At 62.8% G+C, this 14,814-nt stretch carries 15 protein-coding genes and 2 pseudogenes; 4 read left to right on the forward strand and 13 right to left on the reverse strand.

Annotated elements, in window-relative coordinates; all coding sequences use genetic code 11:
• Nucleotides 1-750: 750 nt before the first annotated feature.
• The 7 genes from CKO23_RS21700 to CKO23_RS21730 all read right to left on the reverse strand — a co-directional run bounded on the left by CKO23_RS21700 (nt 751) and on the right by CKO23_RS21730 (nt 8,021).
• Complete coding sequence (locus CKO23_RS21700) at nt 751-1,596, reverse strand: OST-HTH/LOTUS domain-containing protein (protein ID WP_242482638.1); 846 nt, start codon at nt 1,594-1,596, stop codon at nt 751-753.
• Nucleotides 1,597-1,627: 31 nt separating this feature from the next.
• A complete protein-coding gene (locus tag CKO23_RS21705) occupies nt 1,628-2,155 on the reverse strand; it encodes an RES family NAD+ phosphorylase (protein ID WP_200334982.1) in 528 nt (175 codons plus the stop codon).
• Nucleotides 2,152-2,520, reverse strand: coding sequence for a DNA-binding protein (locus CKO23_RS21710; protein ID WP_200334984.1), 369 nt, complete (start codon nt 2,518-2,520; stop codon nt 2,152-2,154). Before CKO23_RS21710 ends, CKO23_RS21705 begins: the two co-directional genes overlap by 4 nt.
• A 630-nt stretch (nt 2,521-3,150) precedes the next feature.
• A complete protein-coding gene (locus tag CKO23_RS21715; RefSeq protein ID WP_200334999.1) occupies nt 3,151-3,627 on the reverse strand; it encodes a hypothetical protein in 477 nt (158 codons plus the stop codon).
• Nucleotides 3,624-5,543, reverse strand: coding sequence for a hypothetical protein (locus CKO23_RS21720; RefSeq protein WP_200335001.1), 1,920 nt, complete (start codon nt 5,541-5,543; stop codon nt 3,624-3,626). Before CKO23_RS21720 ends, CKO23_RS21715 begins: the two co-directional genes overlap by 4 nt.
• A 1-nt stretch (nt 5,544) precedes the next feature.
• The gene (locus CKO23_RS21725; protein ID WP_200335008.1) at nt 5,545-6,720 is read right to left on the reverse strand and encodes a hypothetical protein; all 1,176 of its coding nucleotides are present in this window, start codon (nt 6,718-6,720) and stop codon (nt 5,545-5,547) included.
• On the reverse strand, nt 6,717-8,021 hold the full coding sequence (locus CKO23_RS21730; RefSeq protein ID WP_200335010.1) for a tyrosine-type recombinase/integrase: 1,305 nt from the start codon (nt 8,019-8,021) through the stop codon (nt 6,717-6,719). The genes CKO23_RS21725 and CKO23_RS21730 overlap by 4 nt, the downstream gene beginning before the upstream one ends.
• 316 nt (nt 8,022-8,337) lie before the next feature.
• Between CKO23_RS21730 and CKO23_RS21735 the strand changes: the two genes are divergently transcribed.
• The 3 genes and pseudogenes from CKO23_RS21735 to CKO23_RS25995 all read left to right on the forward strand — a co-directional run bounded on the left by CKO23_RS21735 (nt 8,338) and on the right by CKO23_RS25995 (nt 10,392).
• On the forward strand, nt 8,338-9,135 hold the full coding sequence (locus CKO23_RS21735) for an IS5 family transposase (RefSeq protein ID WP_200335021.1): 798 nt from the start codon (nt 8,338-8,340) through the stop codon (nt 9,133-9,135).
• 24 nt (nt 9,136-9,159) lie between these two features.
• A pseudogene (locus CKO23_RS21740) lies at nt 9,160-10,188 on the forward strand (Y-family DNA polymerase); the annotation flags it as partial.
• A gap of 51 nt (nt 10,189-10,239) precedes the next feature.
• Nucleotides 10,240-10,392 (forward strand): DUF4113 domain-containing protein, encoded by a 153-nt coding sequence (locus CKO23_RS25995; RefSeq protein ID WP_242482640.1) that lies wholly within the window; start codon nt 10,240-10,242, stop codon nt 10,390-10,392.
• An 85-nt stretch (nt 10,393-10,477) separates the two neighbouring features.
• Here CKO23_RS25995 and CKO23_RS21745 read toward each other — a convergent pair whose 3' ends face one another.
• The gene (locus tag CKO23_RS21745; protein ID WP_200335023.1) at nt 10,478-10,792 is read right to left on the reverse strand and encodes an integration host factor subunit beta; all 315 of its coding nucleotides are present in this window, start codon (nt 10,790-10,792) and stop codon (nt 10,478-10,480) included.
• 67 nt (nt 10,793-10,859) lie between these two features.
• Here CKO23_RS21745 and CKO23_RS26615 point away from each other — a divergent pair, with 67 nt between their 5' ends.
• The gene (locus CKO23_RS26615) at nt 10,860-11,225 is read left to right on the forward strand and encodes a WGR domain-containing protein (RefSeq protein ID WP_346014659.1); all 366 of its coding nucleotides are present in this window, start codon (nt 10,860-10,862) and stop codon (nt 11,223-11,225) included.
• 371 nt (nt 11,226-11,596) lie between these two features.
• Here CKO23_RS26615 and CKO23_RS21755 read toward each other — a convergent pair whose 3' ends face one another.
• From CKO23_RS21755 to CKO23_RS26985, 5 genes and pseudogenes are all read right to left on the reverse strand, one after another.
• Complete coding sequence (locus tag CKO23_RS21755) at nt 11,597-12,607, reverse strand: Fic family protein (RefSeq protein ID WP_242482639.1); 1,011 nt, start codon at nt 12,605-12,607, stop codon at nt 11,597-11,599.
• A gap of 611 nt (nt 12,608-13,218) precedes the next feature.
• Nucleotides 13,219-13,731 carry a GNAT family N-acetyltransferase gene (locus CKO23_RS21760; protein WP_200335014.1) on the reverse strand — a complete coding sequence of 171 codons (513 nt, stop codon included), beginning with the start codon at nt 13,729-13,731 and terminating at the stop codon, nt 13,219-13,221.
• Nucleotides 13,732-14,031, reverse strand: a complete 300-nt coding sequence (locus CKO23_RS21765) for a type II toxin-antitoxin system TacA family antitoxin (RefSeq protein ID WP_200335016.1) — start codon at nt 14,029-14,031, stop codon at nt 13,732-13,734.
• 130 nt (nt 14,032-14,161) lie between these two features.
• The gene (locus tag CKO23_RS21770; RefSeq protein WP_200335018.1) at nt 14,162-14,446 is read right to left on the reverse strand and encodes a ribbon-helix-helix domain-containing protein; all 285 of its coding nucleotides are present in this window, start codon (nt 14,444-14,446) and stop codon (nt 14,162-14,164) included.
• Between the two features lie 244 nt (nt 14,447-14,690).
• A pseudogene (locus tag CKO23_RS26985) lies at nt 14,691-14,814 on the reverse strand (IS1595 family transposase); the annotation flags it as partial.

A 14,814-nucleotide genomic window follows, 5' to 3' on the forward strand; every position in this document is an offset into this window, starting at 1 on the left:
TGCGTGTGCGCGTCGATCAGTGCTGCGAACGGATGGGCCATCGGTTTTCTCCCCTTGAAAAAGGCGGGGAGCCTTTCCAGCCCGGCTCGCGAGCCGCCGAGTGTCACGGACTCGGATGGCGGTGTTCAGCCATCTTCTAAGAAAGACAGTCGGAAGCGTCAATGACGCTGCCGAAAACCGATCACATGGGGCTATCTGCAGCGAAAAAATACTCATCGGCAGGCATCATGCCTGCGGAATGTGCGATCAAGGCTGGGAAATGTCGAGAATTGAGGATAAGTCCCGCTACGGCAAGTCAATCTGCGGTAGAACGGTTTCGCCCTGACTTAGGATGTGAGGCGCTAGACATCGGCGGGGTCGCTCGTCACCGACACGCGCGCATGAACGATGACGACACCGCCACGGCGGATGAAGACACGGCGCGCGGCACAGGTCTGGCGCTGGTTGCGACGTCTGCACACGGGAAGCTGTTACTTGTGGCGCTGAGCAGCAGCGGACGGAAACGACCCAGACGGGCCACCGAGCCGAGCCAGCCGACCGATCGCTGCGCCCCTGACCGGTCACTGGATCCGGGAGATCTGAGGGGAAGGACTCGGCCAGTTCCGGTCACTGACTTGTCCGACCTGAACGTCCGGTGTAATGCGCTGAGCGGTCGGTCGCGGCGAACTGGCCAAGCGCGTGATCTCGCCCAATTGGGGCAGATCATTGGCGACGCCAGAGCTCCCGGTGGATGGGGAAACCCATGTTGAGCTATTCGGCGCGAACCCTGTAGCAGGCGGCTCGCTGCCCATCCACGTCACGGTAGCGCAGCTCGAACAGCCGGGACTCATGCAGCACCTGTCGCCAGCTGGCGCATCCGTACTTCTTGGGCTGCTGTTCAGGACTTCGCTCCGTGATCCATCGCCCAGCCGCTGCGACGGGCGTCCAGCCGTCCACGGCAAGCGCATTCGCTGCCTCCCGCAAGGCGCGGACGATGCCCGCTGCTGGCCAGTTCACGGTGCCGTCCGGGAAGATGCCATTGAACACAACGTCGTAGCCGGCATCGGACTGTAGGAACTCCGCAGACAGCTGCCTGGCCTGATCCATGTGCCTGACCCAGCCCCGAGGCTGTTCGAAATGCTTGCCGATACGTTCGCACGCGGCAACCAGCGCGTCATGCGCGGCACGGCATCCGTCTATCGACCAGAGATCGTGCTGGTCGATGAAATGGTGAACCAGGTTGTTTCGCAACTGCACCAGTTCCCGCAGGTCGTTCTGTGTTCGGACGTAATCTTCGGCAGACAGGCTCAACTGCATCCGCATTGCGAAATGAATCACGTCCACGGGCGCACTCGCCGTGTCATCGGCAGCGGTGTCGGCCCCCTCAGTCACGACGCAGGATCCGAACAACCGCCCCACCAGGGTGCCAAGCGTCTTCGTGGAAGCATCATTCACGCGCGCCGCGCGGATGCTCTCCAGTTCATCCGCTGGCCCCGAAATGTCGTGGTGGACAACGATGCCCTTCATCAGGCGCTCGTACTGCTGCAGGCGCAGCAGGCAACGCCCCAGCAAACGCTGAACCTCGCGCTGTTGTGCCTGCAGATCCTCGTCGTTCATCGCGAGCTGGAAATCGGCAAACTGCGGGAGATCATCGCGCCCAACTGGACATGTTGCGAGGAAGTCGCCCGTCCGGGTCGTTGACGGTGATCGAGTTGCCATCCTTGAGCCGCTCTGAGTAAACGACCACGTTCGTTCCGCCCTCATGCGCCTGGCTCGGAAAGAGGATGCCGGTGTATCCGTGCGCCAGTACCAGATCGGCGAGAACCCACGTTGGCGGCTCGATGTGCCGCTCGAACCTCAGGTGACGCCAGTCCTCGCGCCAGTCGTGCCATAGGTCGTCCCAGGGCTCGCCGTCGTGGAGCTGGCGCAGGTCGACCAGGTCACGCAGGACCACGGTGTACGAGCACATCGTGCAGGGTGGCAGGAAAGACGAAGTCTGCTGGTACTCGCGCAAGGCGGTCACCTCATCCAGCGACAGGTAAAGCGCCTCCACGCCCTCTCGGTTGAACCGTCCCCCTCGAATGGCGGCGCCTGCGCCGCTGGTGGGCCGGCTGGCCCACTGCGGGGTATGCGCCCGGAACAACGTGGTACCAAGCGACAGATCAAACAGGATCATCCCATGAACCCGGCGCTGATCGACTCCAGGTAGCCGATCGCATCCTCAGTTCGCCCTTCCTGGATCAGTTGCAACAGGGTCTTGTGACGAAACGCGGGAATGGGCTCGTTCTTGACCAGGAAGATGGCACGTTGCGCGTCCGGCTGCACCGCCGTGGCGGCCGACAACACGCGCATCAGGTCACGCAGTGCAGATTGCAGTCTTGGCGATTCCGGATGGGTGCGCAGAGTGTTGCGATGGACCCCCGCCAGTTCGGCCAGATCCTGTTGTTGCAAACCGAGGATATCGGCAACTCCCAATGCCGAAAACCGCGACGTACCCGGCTCCCGCGTTGATTCGAGAACGTCTGCGAAGATGGCGGCCATGATGTCTCTCCGGAGGTGGTACGTTAGAGACGCACATTCTACGCACAGTAGAAGCATAGCTCCAGTCGCCGCCCGTTCTCGCAGACGTTCCTACACGCCCGGGCGGCCCGTTCGAGTGTCAGCTGTATGCTTGACTGCGGTCCCGTAACCTTCCCCGCTGACTAACCGCTCTGGGTCGTGACCGGTCCGTCGGTCGCCGGACGGCGGGTGACCGGTATCCGGATTGAAGAGTCACCGCCTTACGGCCGCTGGGCGACTGTTCCTGGCCGACTTGAGTCACCCTCTCCAGGCGTCGCAAAGCCACACCAGCCGACCGATCAACGCCTGGATCCAGTGCCTCCGTTGCCTGTTGCGCGATCTCGTGACGAAACTGATCGGTTTCACGGCGATGCCACCCGGCTTCATGACGACGCTGTCCAATCTGGCGACGGCTGTGATCAATCCCATGAATCCGCCGCTCAGTTCCTGACTGAACCCAGATTGCCGAGATTCCTTGACCGATCTCCATCACGCCCCGGGTGTCCAATATCATGGTCGGTGTTGTCCACTTCACCGCCGTCGCTCGATCCATCTCGCCACTTCAATGTCCGACGTCGAGCCTGTCGCCACTCGGGGCAGGCGGTAGCGAGGTCAGCGGGGTCCAGGCGCCCCGCCTCCGGGGTGACGCCTGGACCCGATCGGAATGACGTTCGCGTCCGCTTCGATCTTTACCCTCAACTCGGCGATGACCTGGTCCCGTTCGGCCAGCGCCACGTCCCGGTTCCGAAGGGCGAGGGTCAGCACCTGGATGTGCTGCGCGCATCGCTCGGCCACCTCCTTGTATTGCCTCGCCTTGGTGTTCCCCTCGCGGCTGAGCGCTTCGATTTCCTTCTCGAGGTGCCGCACCTTCTCCATGAGATTCGTCGGAGCCGTCTCAGCGGTCCTGTTCCGGACGCGCTCAATCTCGGCCAGAACGTCCGGGAACCGGTACAACGTCGCCCGGCCAATGGCGGCCTCCCTCGCTAGGTTGCTCGGCGTGAGCTTCCCGTCGGTCCGTGCGGGGCGCCCTCGCACGATCCGGTCGAGGGCGTCGATCAGCTTCTGCTTCGTTTTGTCCGTCCTGCTCATCCGCATGCCCCCCGAGAATCGTCCTGGATGGCCTCTCCAGCCCCTTTAGCCAGCGGTGCGATGATTGCATCGATAGGAGTCCGTTCACGTTCGAGGGCCAACTTCTGGGCGTCGTTCAGCCCTTTCGTGCGGAGCATCGCCCGCAGGTCGTCGGCCTGCGCCTGCCACGCGGGGAGGTGTCGACGGGCGATGCAGGCATTCGCGCACCGGTCCGGGCTGCAGAAACTCGTGACCGGCTTGTTTTGCTTCTCCGGCGGAGCGAACCGCTTGCAGGCCGCTCGACTCGGGTCGAAGAAACAGTCGCTGTACGGCCCGATGTGAAGCTCCTTTTTGTGATGGCGCAGGTAGAACAGGACGTCGTCCGGGCGCCTGTCGCCCGCTGTGCCGAGCAATTCGAGAAGCTCCTTCGCCCGCATCCCGGCAACCGCTCCGTCGGCCACGTCATGCGCCAGATCGGTCATGACCTCGTCGATCAGCGCCGCCTCTTCCTTGGCGACCAGCTTGTTCCAGCTCGGCTCGCTTGCGGCGTAGCCCTGGGTCGTGGCAATCCGCGCGTGCCCGAAGAGGTTCTTCCCCGCGACGATGCCGAACGGCTGCCAGACGATCCACCGCGCCAAGGAGCGGCGGAACTGCGACGAGGTGAGTTCCCATGGGCGACCGTCGGGGCCGAGGGCGGGCGCCCCATCGTCGTTGCGGACGCGGGCAAGGAGACGCCGCAGGTTGTTCGTCACGGTGTTGTTGGCGCCGAAGCGGGCGAACAGCCGCACCTGGTCGAACGCGGGGTCGGCATACGCCAACTTCATCAGCACCTCCACGGCGTCGTGAACCTCCTTGATGACAACCCACGTCCGCTCTTGGCCGCCGACCTCATCGTCGACGTCGCCTTCGACGCTCTTGAAGGTTCGCCCGATAAGCTTGTAGGTCTTCGGTTGCCCGGCAGCATCTCGTTCGACCGTCAGCGCGTTCAGTCGCAGCGACCGCACCTCACTGTCCCTCATGCCCGACAGCCCGGCGATGATGACGAAAATCGCCGTGTAGAGGAGCACGACGTCCCCTTCGAGATCCTGCCAGTGCTCGTAATGCGCCGGCGCCTCGCCATCCCCGCCGCCGCGGAACAGGCGATGGCGCTCGACTTCCGCCCTGAGCGCCGAGAATGCCTTGCGACGATGCTGCCGCTCCCTACTGGTGGCGTTTTTCCTGTGCAAGGCCCGGGGCGCCCGGCACAGCACTTTGACGAGCGGATCGACCACGTCCGGCTGGGTCAGTTGAACGGCGAACTGGTAGAGCGGCCGCATGACCTCGTCGGGGATGATCTCGGTCCGGTTCTCGCCGGTGTTCTGGTCGTCCAGGACACGCGTCACCGTGCGGCCATTCCACGGACTGAAGGTCAGTCCTTGGTCCACGAAGTCACGACAGGTCCACAGCAGCGGGAGCGGAAGGAGAGCGCGAACGACGTACGCTTCCGATCTGGTTCCGCCACCACGGCGCTTCTCTGACCTTCGGAGCCATTCGACGTAGCGGTCGAGATCGCGCTGGGTCGCCTGGTCGAAGCCGAACTTCCCTTCACGCGACAGCCACTGGACGAACGTCCCGAGGCACCGGATGTCATCTGCAACCGACTGGACCTTTGCGGCCCGAAGTCCGGCGATGAGCTTGTGCTTAAAGATGCGCGCGTAAGCGTACTCCTTCAGCGCAAGGCGGATCCCGGTGTTGGTTGAAGTGGAAGGTTGCTCTCTTTCCGCCGAGGCAATCGACTTCCAGTTGCTCTTCGCCTTGGCGTTGGGTGCGTAGACCTCCTGACCGAAGTCCCACACGTCGTCGATGAACGTCGAGGCCGCCGAGACTTGGGCGTCGTCTCGGACGTGCCGGGAGAAGGCGTGGCCCTGAGGAAGGACGAGGTCCGTCGTGGCGGTCATGTCAGGCGGTCCTCATCTCGGGCGGGACGTACATGCGGAGCGACGCGGCTTCGAGCTTCGCTTGTGCGACGGCGCCTTGCGAGAAGGCGGGCAGAATGTGCGAGGTGATGATGGCGTATGGGTAGCCGAACTTCTTCTCCCAGTCGGACTCCGGGATCACTCGCCGTTGTTCGAGGAAGAAGTCCAAGTACCACAGAACCTTTGGCAGCACACGGCTCGTCCAAATGGAATTGGGGCAGCCGAAGCACGCCCACACCTTGCCGCACAGTTGGCCTGGCGTTCCGCCCGGCGTGTCGAACATGTTCTTGCAGTTGGCGATGAGCATCTCCTGTTGGCCATTCAGGATTGCTTCAGCCGCGGAGGCGTCGCAGCCGATCGCCTTCGCGGCGTCCTCGGCGGTCGCCCCATCCGGGACGACGGCTCCCGAGAAGTAGGCGTGGAACTGCTGCTGTCCCGCCACGATCGCCTGATTGTGGATCTCCTCCGTCACGCGGTTGTTGATGTAGTCAACCGTCGTGTTGTCGCGGCGGTGATCATGTCCGGCGAAGATCAGGTCGCCGTTGGCGCGCCGGTAGTCGAGCGTCTTTCGAGTGGTCCGCAGTCGGTCTGCGCGAAGTTCGAGCGCCTCCCCGTTGTCGGCGGTTAGACCATGACGCTCGGCGAAGGCGCGGACCGCCCTGGTGAAGGTCGCGGACGATGGCGCCGCGATGAAGTCGTCGACGCTCGCTTGCGCCGTCTTCGCCACGAGCCAGAGCGAGTTGTCGCCCGTGAGTTCGGCGCATCCGCGCGTCAAATGGAGGTACATCCAGATGAGTCCGCCGGGGCTGAAGGTGCCGTCGGTGAGGTCCGCGAGCCTTCTGATGGGTGCTCCTCCAGCCGCCTCGCGCTCGTTCAGAACCTTGGCGAACGCCGCCAAGGAGCTCCGGTAGGTCCGCAGGCTGTCAGGAGATCCACACGAGTCGACAACCTGCTGGACGCCGACCGCGAGCGTCCGGGCAAGGCCGGGGCGGTCGCCCAGCACCGACAGATCGATCCACCCGGTGCCGCGATCGGGGAAGGTGCGCTCAATCCGCAGTGCGCCGATGCCCTGCGTGGGCACGTGATCTTCGGGAGGCGCCTCGGTGAAGGTGATCCGGTTGTGCCGCAGGGATGAGAGTCCATTAGGGGGAGCGTTCATGTCGGCTCTCCTTGGTCGAGCAGTTCCTCGGTGGCCCCCAAGTCCTCGGACCACTCGCCGACGGCTAAGTCGGTCAACCTGTCATGGAGGTTGATGTAGTCGAGGTACTTGTAGGTCGTGGACAACTGCGCGTGCCCGAGAAGTTGCTGAACCTTCCGCGCTGGATCCTCGCAGATCCGCAGGTACGTCTGCTTGTCGAGGTTGTCCTTTTCCTGCGGCGCCTTGTTGAACATCAGCTGGATCAGACGGGACAGCGTGTAGATGGCGAACGTATGGCGCAGGAAGTGCGGCGTGCAGTCCACGCCCGTCAAGGCTGAGGCGCGGGCAAAGAGCTTTTCCACAGCGTTGCGCGAGAGCGGGTCTCCTTCCTCGTTTAGCCAGATCTCCTCGGGCTCCACGTAGGACGGGTCGCGGTCCCCGCGACGCTCGACGTCGATCGACCGCTCATCCTCGCCGTATCGGTGGACCTCGCGGAGGATCTGCTTGGGCACGCGGATCACCCGGCTCTTATTCCCCTTGGTCGTCTCCCGACGGAGTCGAAGGGGAACCGACTTCAACCCGGCGAATTGCCGGTGGTCCGGATCGGGAAGCTCTCCGTAGCGCATCTGGAGCGCCTCCGAGATGCGCATGCCCGTCTGCACCAGGAGCTTCGCCAAAACGATGTTCCGCGACGAGGTACGAGCGCGTCGTCCTCCCAGATTGCGGAGACCCTCCACGAGGACACGGAACTGCTCCGTGGTGACGAAGCGCACGCGCTTCTCGACATTCCGGTCGAGCATGGCGACGGCTTGCCTGGTGACCCGCACCTCGCCGCCGGAGAGGACCTGCTTCCACTTGTACGGGACGGGGGTCTCGGGAATGAGCTTCTCCCATGCTGCCCACTCGTAGAACCTCGCGATGGCCGTCATGCCGAGGTTCCAGGTGCTGGCGGACACGCCACCGTTCAGACGCCGCACTCGGTAGTAGGCTCGCACGTCATCCCGACTCGCTCGGCGCCAGTCCTTCCCCTGGGCGGCCAGGTACCGGAACCAGAGGTTTATCTGCTCGGCGTAGACCTGGAGCGTCCCGGTGCTGCGGGCGCCATCCGCGGCCGCGAAGAGGAAGAATCCACTGACGTCCCTGTCGTAGTGGCCCGCCTCGTCCAGGAAGAAGGGGAGGCCATCGAACAGACCAACCACCTTTTCGACCTCCTCCAGGATCCCGTCCGGCAGCCGATATAACTCCTTGTCCACCAGTAGGGGCTCTTCGCCGATCACGATCGGGGTTCTCAGCTTCGACAGGTCGGTACGAAACAGGTGCATGATCGCTCTCCCATGTCCCGTTGCCTCCCGGAGGCCGACAGGCGCCAAGCAAGATATCTACATGGGTAGGTGCGTGGCCAGAGAGGTTCAAGACAATTGAGACGCTCTTGCCATCACTCCTAACTCGCAGGGCATCCAGATCTCCGTTCACGGGTCTACTGCGATTCACCTGATGAGACAGTCTGATGGGTCCACTAAGAGTCTGTTCATAAACTTTTTTGAATGAAAATAGTCGTTTGGAGTCTAACAGAGTGGTCCATGGGAGGGGCCAGCCAGGTGGACAGCCGAAAACCGTAAACGTTACGACCGCAGTCACCTGCGTTACCCCAGCGACTTAACCGATGAGGAATGGGCGCTCATCGAGCCAATGATCCTGCCCGCCAAGCATGGCGGGCGACATCGCAGCGTGAATCTGCGAGAAATCACCAATGGAATCATGTATGTGCTTTCGACAGGGTGCCAGTGGCGAGCCATCCCAACAGATCTTCCGCCCACCACAACCGTCTTCTCCTACCTGAATTTATGGATGTCTGACGGAACACTGGAACACATGCATGACGCCCTATATCTGCAGTGTCGAGCCCTGGCGGGCCGCACGCCGTGCCCAAGCGCCTGCATCATCGACAGTCAGAGCGTGAAAAGTACTGAAAAAGGGGGGCCTCACATTGACCCCGTCGGTTATGACGCTGGCAAACGGATCAAGGGGAAGAAGCGGCACATTCTGGTCGACATGCTGGGTCTGCTCGTGCAGGGTCTCGTCCATCCGGCCGACCTCCAGGATCGCGATGGCGGAGCCCTGCTGTTGGCCACGCTGTTGGGACGCTGGCCCTGCCTGAAGAAGCTCTTCGCCGACGCAGCCTATCAGGGACCCCTTTTTAAACAATCGGTTGCCGAACTGTTGCCGGAACTGGTCATCGAGATCGTCAAGCGATCCGATCAGGCAAAAGGCTTTATCCTGCTACCAAAACGCTGGATCGTCGAACGCACACTCGGTTGGCTCAATCGTTGCCGGCGCCTCGCCAAGGACTTCGAAAATCTGGCCGCGACCGCGCTCACTTTCCTCAAACTCGCCTCCATCCGTCTGATGCTCAGAAAACTGTGTAATCCGATTTGAACTTTATGAACAGACTCTAAGAACTTCTACGCCTCCTGCGAGCAGCTCTTTCAGCCGCGCCTAGAGGGACAACCGGTCATCGTGCTGTCCAACAACGACGGCTGCGTGATCGCCCGCAGCAACGAGGCGAAGGCCCTTGGCATCGCGATGGGGGCGCCATTCTTCAAGCTCGACCCCAAGCTCCGACGGCAGGTTGCCGTGTTCTCCTCAAACTATGCCCTCTATGGCGATCTCTCGCGGCGGGTGATGCAGGTCCTCGCCGGCTTTGCGCCGCAGATCGAGGTCTATTCGATCGACGAGTGTTTTCTCGACCTGGCCGGCGTGGCGGACCCGATCATCTTGGGGCAGGCCATCGCGCGCACCGTGCGCCAATGGACGGGGATTCCGGTCTCGGTCGGAATCGCCCCGACCAAGACGTTGGCCAAGCTCTCCAACCGCATCGCCAAGAAAGGCGGCCATGGCACCGGCCCGGTGATCGACTGGACCTGTCTCTCGGACCCGGAGGCCGTGCTGGCCGCCACCGCCATCGAGGACATCTGGGGCATCGCCGCCCGCTGGGGGAAGCGCCTGCGCACGCTCGGTATTGCCGATGCCCGAGCCCTGCGCGAGGCCGAGCCGAAGTGGCTACGGCAACAATTCGGGGTCATCCTGGAGCGCCTCTGCTGGGAACTGCGCGGGCGCGCCTGTTTACCCCTGCTGCCCGTCGATCCAGCCCGTCGACAGATCATGGTCTCGCGCAGCTTCGGCGCTGCCGTGACCGACCCGGCCGAGCTGCGGGCCGCCGTGACCCGTTTCGCCACGCGCGCCGGAGAGAAGCTGAGGGCGCAGGGCCTGGCTGCCCCGGCGCTGACGGTCTTCATCCAGACCGATCCCTTTGACACCGCGCGGCCTTTCTACAGCAACGCCATCACCAATGCGTTCGCTCAGCCGACCCAGGACACCCAGGAACTGATTCACCACGCCACCCGAGGTGCCGCGCGCCTGTGCCGTCCGGGCGATGCCTACCGCAAGGCCGGCGTGCTGTTGCCGGATCTGGTGTCCGTGAAAGATGCGCAGAGGGATCTCTTCGACGTGCCGGAGGATGCGGAGCGGAGCGCCCATCGAATGGCTGCCCTTGATGCCATCAACCGCCGCTTCGGTCGTGACAGCCTGCGCTTTGGAAGCGAACTGTCCAGTACGCGGCGGCAGCGTCAGGCGCGGATGACTTCGCCGGTCTCGACGACCCGCTGGAGCGCGCTCCCCAGGGTGTGGGCCTGAAAGCGCGTGCCCCTCTCCGACGGCCGCGCCGCCCGGACGCGTGGCGAGCCCGGGATCACGCGAGCGATGGTGTTTCGTTCGATGGCTATGCAGACTCCATCAATGGCAGGCGGGCGATCGTCTCCAGATCCACGCCTTCTCGGAGCGCTTTCCCCGGCTTGAAGTGCGGCGCGTAGCGCCCGGGCAAGGCGACGGTTTCACCGCTTTTCGGGTTGCGCCCAAGGCGGGGAGGGCGGTCGTGCAGGGAGAAGCTGCCGAACCCCCGAATCTCAATGCGCTCGCCGCTGGCCAGTGCCTCGGTCATGCGCTCCAGGATGGCTTTGACGGCCGACTCAACATCGGGCTCAGGCAGGTGCTCTTGGCTGCCGGCGAGCCGCGCGATCAGCTCAGATCGGGTCATCATGCGGTTGCTCATCTGATCGGTAGGGATAAAGCCCCATTGTATCGACCACACGGGGACAGCAGAAATGATGCAGAGACGCTGGGTCCATCCGGAGAAGTCCCGTTACTACCAAGTCGATTTCGTCCAAGACCTGCTCGGTGACTGGACACTCGTGCTCAGCTGGGGTGGGCTCGGATCACGGCGGGGAGGGATGCGCATCCTGGCCGTAACGAGTGAAGCAGCAGGGGAGGACCTGGTTGAAGCGATTGCCAAGCGCCGTCGGCAGCGCGGCTATGTCGAGTTGTCGGGCCGCGCAGGGGAGGAGGCCGATCTCATCCAGCGTACTCGTGTCAGAACACCCCGGTTGCGCGCAGGCCACGACGGCGGCTCGGAGGATCTGTTTGAGGCGTCGGACAAGGACCGACAACAGGAGAAATCAAAGAAGGTGTAGGCCACTTCGTTTGGAGCCAGCCTTATGCTGACAAGAAGCGAGATCACGCCGTGTCACCAACCACCAATTGTGCTCTTGGAGTACCCTAGGGTGTACACCTTGCTCCGCCAGCCCCCCGTAAGCGGACGCTCGGCATCTGTTCCCGTCTGGTCGTTCTGTCCCAACTGCCGACACTGGAGCTTGGTCCATCGGAGCCAGCAATCAAAGGGATAGCCGACGCTCAGCCTTATTCTCGAATGACGTACACCGTCTATTGAACCTCATGGAGGTCCGGATAGACGAGAAAGAATCATCGCGGAGCGTCAAGCTCCGGGAGCCGACGTGGACGGCCCACCTGGAAGGACCACACGCCGCGATCCAAACGTCTCTGGCTATGGCAGGCTGTACCAGACCCCCCGGCCTCGCCCATGAAGTACCAGCAACTTGCTTTCGCACAGTGACTTGAAGTGCCCTTTGAGCGTATTACGGCTGGCGCCAGTGACGGTCACGGCATCGGCAATCGTAATGCGACCGTGATCGCGGGCGTGGTCCAGGATCTGGACGGCCAAGTCCGGCAGCTTGGCGATCAGCAGCCGCTCACGCTCGACCTTCTCGCGCAGTCGACGCATCTGGCGTTGCAAGGCCTTCAAGAAGAAGGTCAGCCAGGGCGTCCAATTCGGGGCCTCGGTGCGGATGGTTCCCTGGGTGCGGCGCAGGGCCAGGTAGTAGCCCTCCTTGCTCTGCTCGATCACGCTCTCCAGCGAGCTGTACGCGACATAGGCATAGCCGGCCCTCAGCAGGAGCAGCGTGGTGAGAACCCGACTCAAGCGCCCGTTGCCATCCTGGAAAGGATGGATCGCAAGGAAGACAACGATGAAGATGCCGATGGCAATCAGTGGATGCAGATCGCCCTTCTGAGACTGGTCGATCCATTCCAACAGCTCGGCCATGAGGCGCGGCGTTTCAAACGGGCTCGCGGTCTCGAAAACGACGCCAACCTGGTTGCCGTCGGCATCGAAGGCCGCAACGCTGTTGGAGGACCTCTTGTACTCGCCGCGATGACGCTCGTCTTTATCGCTGAAGCGCAGAAGATCGCGGTGGAACTGTTTGATATGGTTCTCGGTGACCCTGATGTCCGGCCAAGACGCAAAGACGGTCTCCATGACCTCCGCATAGCCGGCGACTTCTTGCTCGTCACGGGAGCCGAAGGATTGGATCTCTAGGTTTGAAAGTAGCTGCTCGACCTCACGGTCTGACAGCCGGCTGCCTTCGATGCGTGTCGACGAACCGATACTCTCGATAGTCGCGACGCGGCGTAGGGCCGACAGACGTTCCGGAGCCAGGGTACCCAGGGCTTTCCAGGCACCCTTGAACTCGTCGATCTCAGCGACGAGGACAAGCATCTGAGGGGTGATCTGCACGTTGGATGTTTGGAGCATGACCCATTTTTACACCCACAAACACCCATTTCTCAACCGGTATACCCCATCCAAGGCCCAATCCTCGATCCACGATTTCTTGCAAAGCAGTCGTACTGGAGATCGTTGACTGTGTCAGATCAGGCTTCCAATCCGCGCTGCGGCCGCCCACGCTGTTGTTGTGTCAGCCTCCGCCGTTCCCCTACGACACTCCGAGCCATGACTCCTTGAATCTATCGGTCGAGCCGTTGAAGTCCGAGCTTGACATGGCTCCTGCATATTGGATCGGAGAGCCATCGCCGCGCTGCCTCTGGCGGCTGAGGCTGCGTCAATACAGGGCATCGTAGAAGCTGTCCTCGATCTGCGGTTGCTGTTCGAGCGCGAAAAGGAGCGGCAGCCGCTTGGGCCTATCCGGATCGATCTTCATTTCTTTCTTGTAGGTCCGCTTTGCGGCGGTCTTTGGATATCAAAGGCCGCATCCTCTCTGACCGCTTCCCGCGTGATGCCGTCGCAGAGGTCCATGAAGGCACTGACAGCTTATTGGTCAGGCGGAAGAGGCTTGATCGCGTCAGTCGCCTGGTCGGCGAGGACGTGAATCAAAGCGACGGCGCATCGGACAACTCCGACAGCGGCAGGAAGAGCGTTCGAGGATTGGCTGGGAGGGGCCGAAAGGCATTCGCTTCGTAGAACTGTACCGCCGAGTCCGAGAGCGCATGAACGAGCAGGGCCTTGACCCCGGCGATGTCCGAGACCTGGACCGTGCGCAGGATGGCATCCCGGAGCAGGGCTTTGCCCAGGCCGTGCCCTTGCCAAGCGCGTGCGACGGCCAGGCGTCCGAGAAGCATCGCGGGAATGGGATCGGGCATGTTGCGCCGCAAGGCGCCGGGCGCGAGATCGCTGGCGATCGAGGCTGTCGCGAGGCAGTAATAGCCGACGACTTGGTCATCGGCGCAGAGCACATAGGTCCGCGAGGCTCCTCGACCTTCGTTGCGTAGGGCACGCTGCTTCAGCCACTGATCGAGACTGGGCTCGCCGCTGGTGAAATCGTCCAGCCGATGGGCGGCCGTGAGCGGTGTCGGCGCTTGCCAACGGACGGGCGTATCCGCCACTCAGGATTCCCAAGGCGCCTTGGTCGCCATGAGCTGGCGGAGCTTGGAGTTCTCGCTTGGGGGCGCGTCGAGCTGCGCCTGGAACTGGGCGAAGGCCTCGGCATCGAGAGTGAAGAACCGCTGGTCCAGGAGCACGTCCTCGGCGGCGCGGCAGGCGCTCTCCAGAACGAACTCCGAACGGGTTTTACCCAGGACCGCCGCCGCCTGGTCAATGAGATCGCGTTGGCGGCGCCGGGCACGGACATTGATATTGGCGTTGCGGCCATCGTCGGTCGACGCTTGGGGCGCGGTGGCGGACATCGAGATCTCCTGGAGGATTTACCGCACGGTATAGCGAGGATGTGCGCACGGTGTCAATACGACGAAAAAGTTGGTTTTAGGCGTGTTTGGACGCTCTGTTCAGCATGGTGTCGAGCACCACGCGCATGGCTCAGTGGTCGAGCGGACCTGGCTCGGCCAGCTCCTGGCGCCGCTCGCCCTTGACTGTGTCGGTCGCTTCGTCGACCAGGGCCTGGAGCGCCTCTTGAGGAAGATCGGCCAACGGCGCCCGGGCAGCGTTGATGGTCTGATCGAGCATCCGCCATTTGACCGCGTCTTCGACGAACACCGAGAGATCGCCTTTCTTCAAGCCACGCTGGGCGAGAAAGGTGCGCAGCGCCACGTCGGTCTCTTTGGAGACGGTGACGGTCCAGCGGGTCTTGGTCGGGTCGGGCATCGAGCACCTCGGCGAAGCGGATAAGCTGGTAAGCGGCTATCGTGATAGAGGCTTAGGAGCCTAGGCGCTTAGCGGTATAAGTGCAAATCTGGGCTATTTATCGAGGATGATAAAGGAGGTCTGGGCTCTCCACTTAACCGGAGTTCCTCCACGGACGGTTTGCGGGAGGGAGGTCGAGGCTTGGCGGGTGGCCATTTGCCCTCGGCGGGGTGGGGAGTACTGTTCGGGGTCGCTGGGTCAGTGCGAGTTCCTTGTAGCGCACAGGCTCGTTCGCAATCGCGAGTTCGAGTACCCGGTAGAACACCATCCCACGGCTGCGGGACCGCCGGCGGTTGAAGCGGAACACGAACTCGTTCAGGTAGCTGGCA

Origin of the sequence: Thiocystis violacea (genome assembly GCF_016583565.1) — a bacterium.
Lineage (GTDB): Bacteria > Pseudomonadota > Gammaproteobacteria > Chromatiales > Chromatiaceae > Thiorhodococcus > Thiorhodococcus violaceus_A.

Excerpts from the sequence above, each read along its gene's own strand:
- CKO23_RS21730 (WP_200335010.1), bottom strand. The coding sequence starts at position 8,021 with ATGCACCTGTTTCGTACCGACCTGTCGAAGCTGAGAACCCCGATCGTG.
- CKO23_RS21765 (WP_200335016.1), bottom strand. The coding sequence starts at position 14,031 with ATGTCCGCCACCGCGCCCCAAGCGTCGACCGACGATGGCCGCAACGCC.
- CKO23_RS21705 (WP_200334982.1), bottom strand. The coding sequence starts at position 2,155 with ATGATCCTGTTTGATCTGTCGCTTGGTACCACGTTGTTCCGGGCGCAT.
- CKO23_RS21770 (WP_200335018.1), bottom strand. The coding sequence starts at position 14,446 with ATGCCCGACCCGACCAAGACCCGCTGGACCGTCACCGTCTCCAAAGAG.
- CKO23_RS21720 (WP_200335001.1), bottom strand. The coding sequence starts at position 5,543 with ATGACCGCCACGACGGACCTCGTCCTTCCTCAGGGCCACGCCTTCTCC.
- CKO23_RS25995 (WP_242482640.1), top strand. The coding sequence starts at position 10,240 with ATGGCTGCCCTTGATGCCATCAACCGCCGCTTCGGTCGTGACAGCCTG.
- CKO23_RS21700 (WP_242482638.1), bottom strand. The coding sequence starts at position 1,596 with ATGAACGACGAGGATCTGCAGGCACAACAGCGCGAGGTTCAGCGTTTG.
- CKO23_RS21745 (WP_200335023.1), bottom strand. The coding sequence starts at position 10,792 with ATGACCCGATCTGAGCTGATCGCGCGGCTCGCCGGCAGCCAAGAGCAC.
- CKO23_RS21710 (WP_200334984.1), bottom strand. The coding sequence starts at position 2,520 with ATGGCCGCCATCTTCGCAGACGTTCTCGAATCAACGCGGGAGCCGGGT.
- CKO23_RS21725 (WP_200335008.1), bottom strand. The coding sequence starts at position 6,720 with ATGAACGCTCCCCCTAATGGACTCTCATCCCTGCGGCACAACCGGATC.
- CKO23_RS21755 (WP_242482639.1), bottom strand. The coding sequence starts at position 12,607 with ATGCTTGTCCTCGTCGCTGAGATCGACGAGTTCAAGGGTGCCTGGAAA.
- CKO23_RS26615 (WP_346014659.1), top strand. The coding sequence starts at position 10,860 with ATGATGCAGAGACGCTGGGTCCATCCGGAGAAGTCCCGTTACTACCAA.
- CKO23_RS21715 (WP_200334999.1), bottom strand. The coding sequence starts at position 3,627 with ATGAGCAGGACGGACAAAACGAAGCAGAAGCTGATCGACGCCCTCGAC.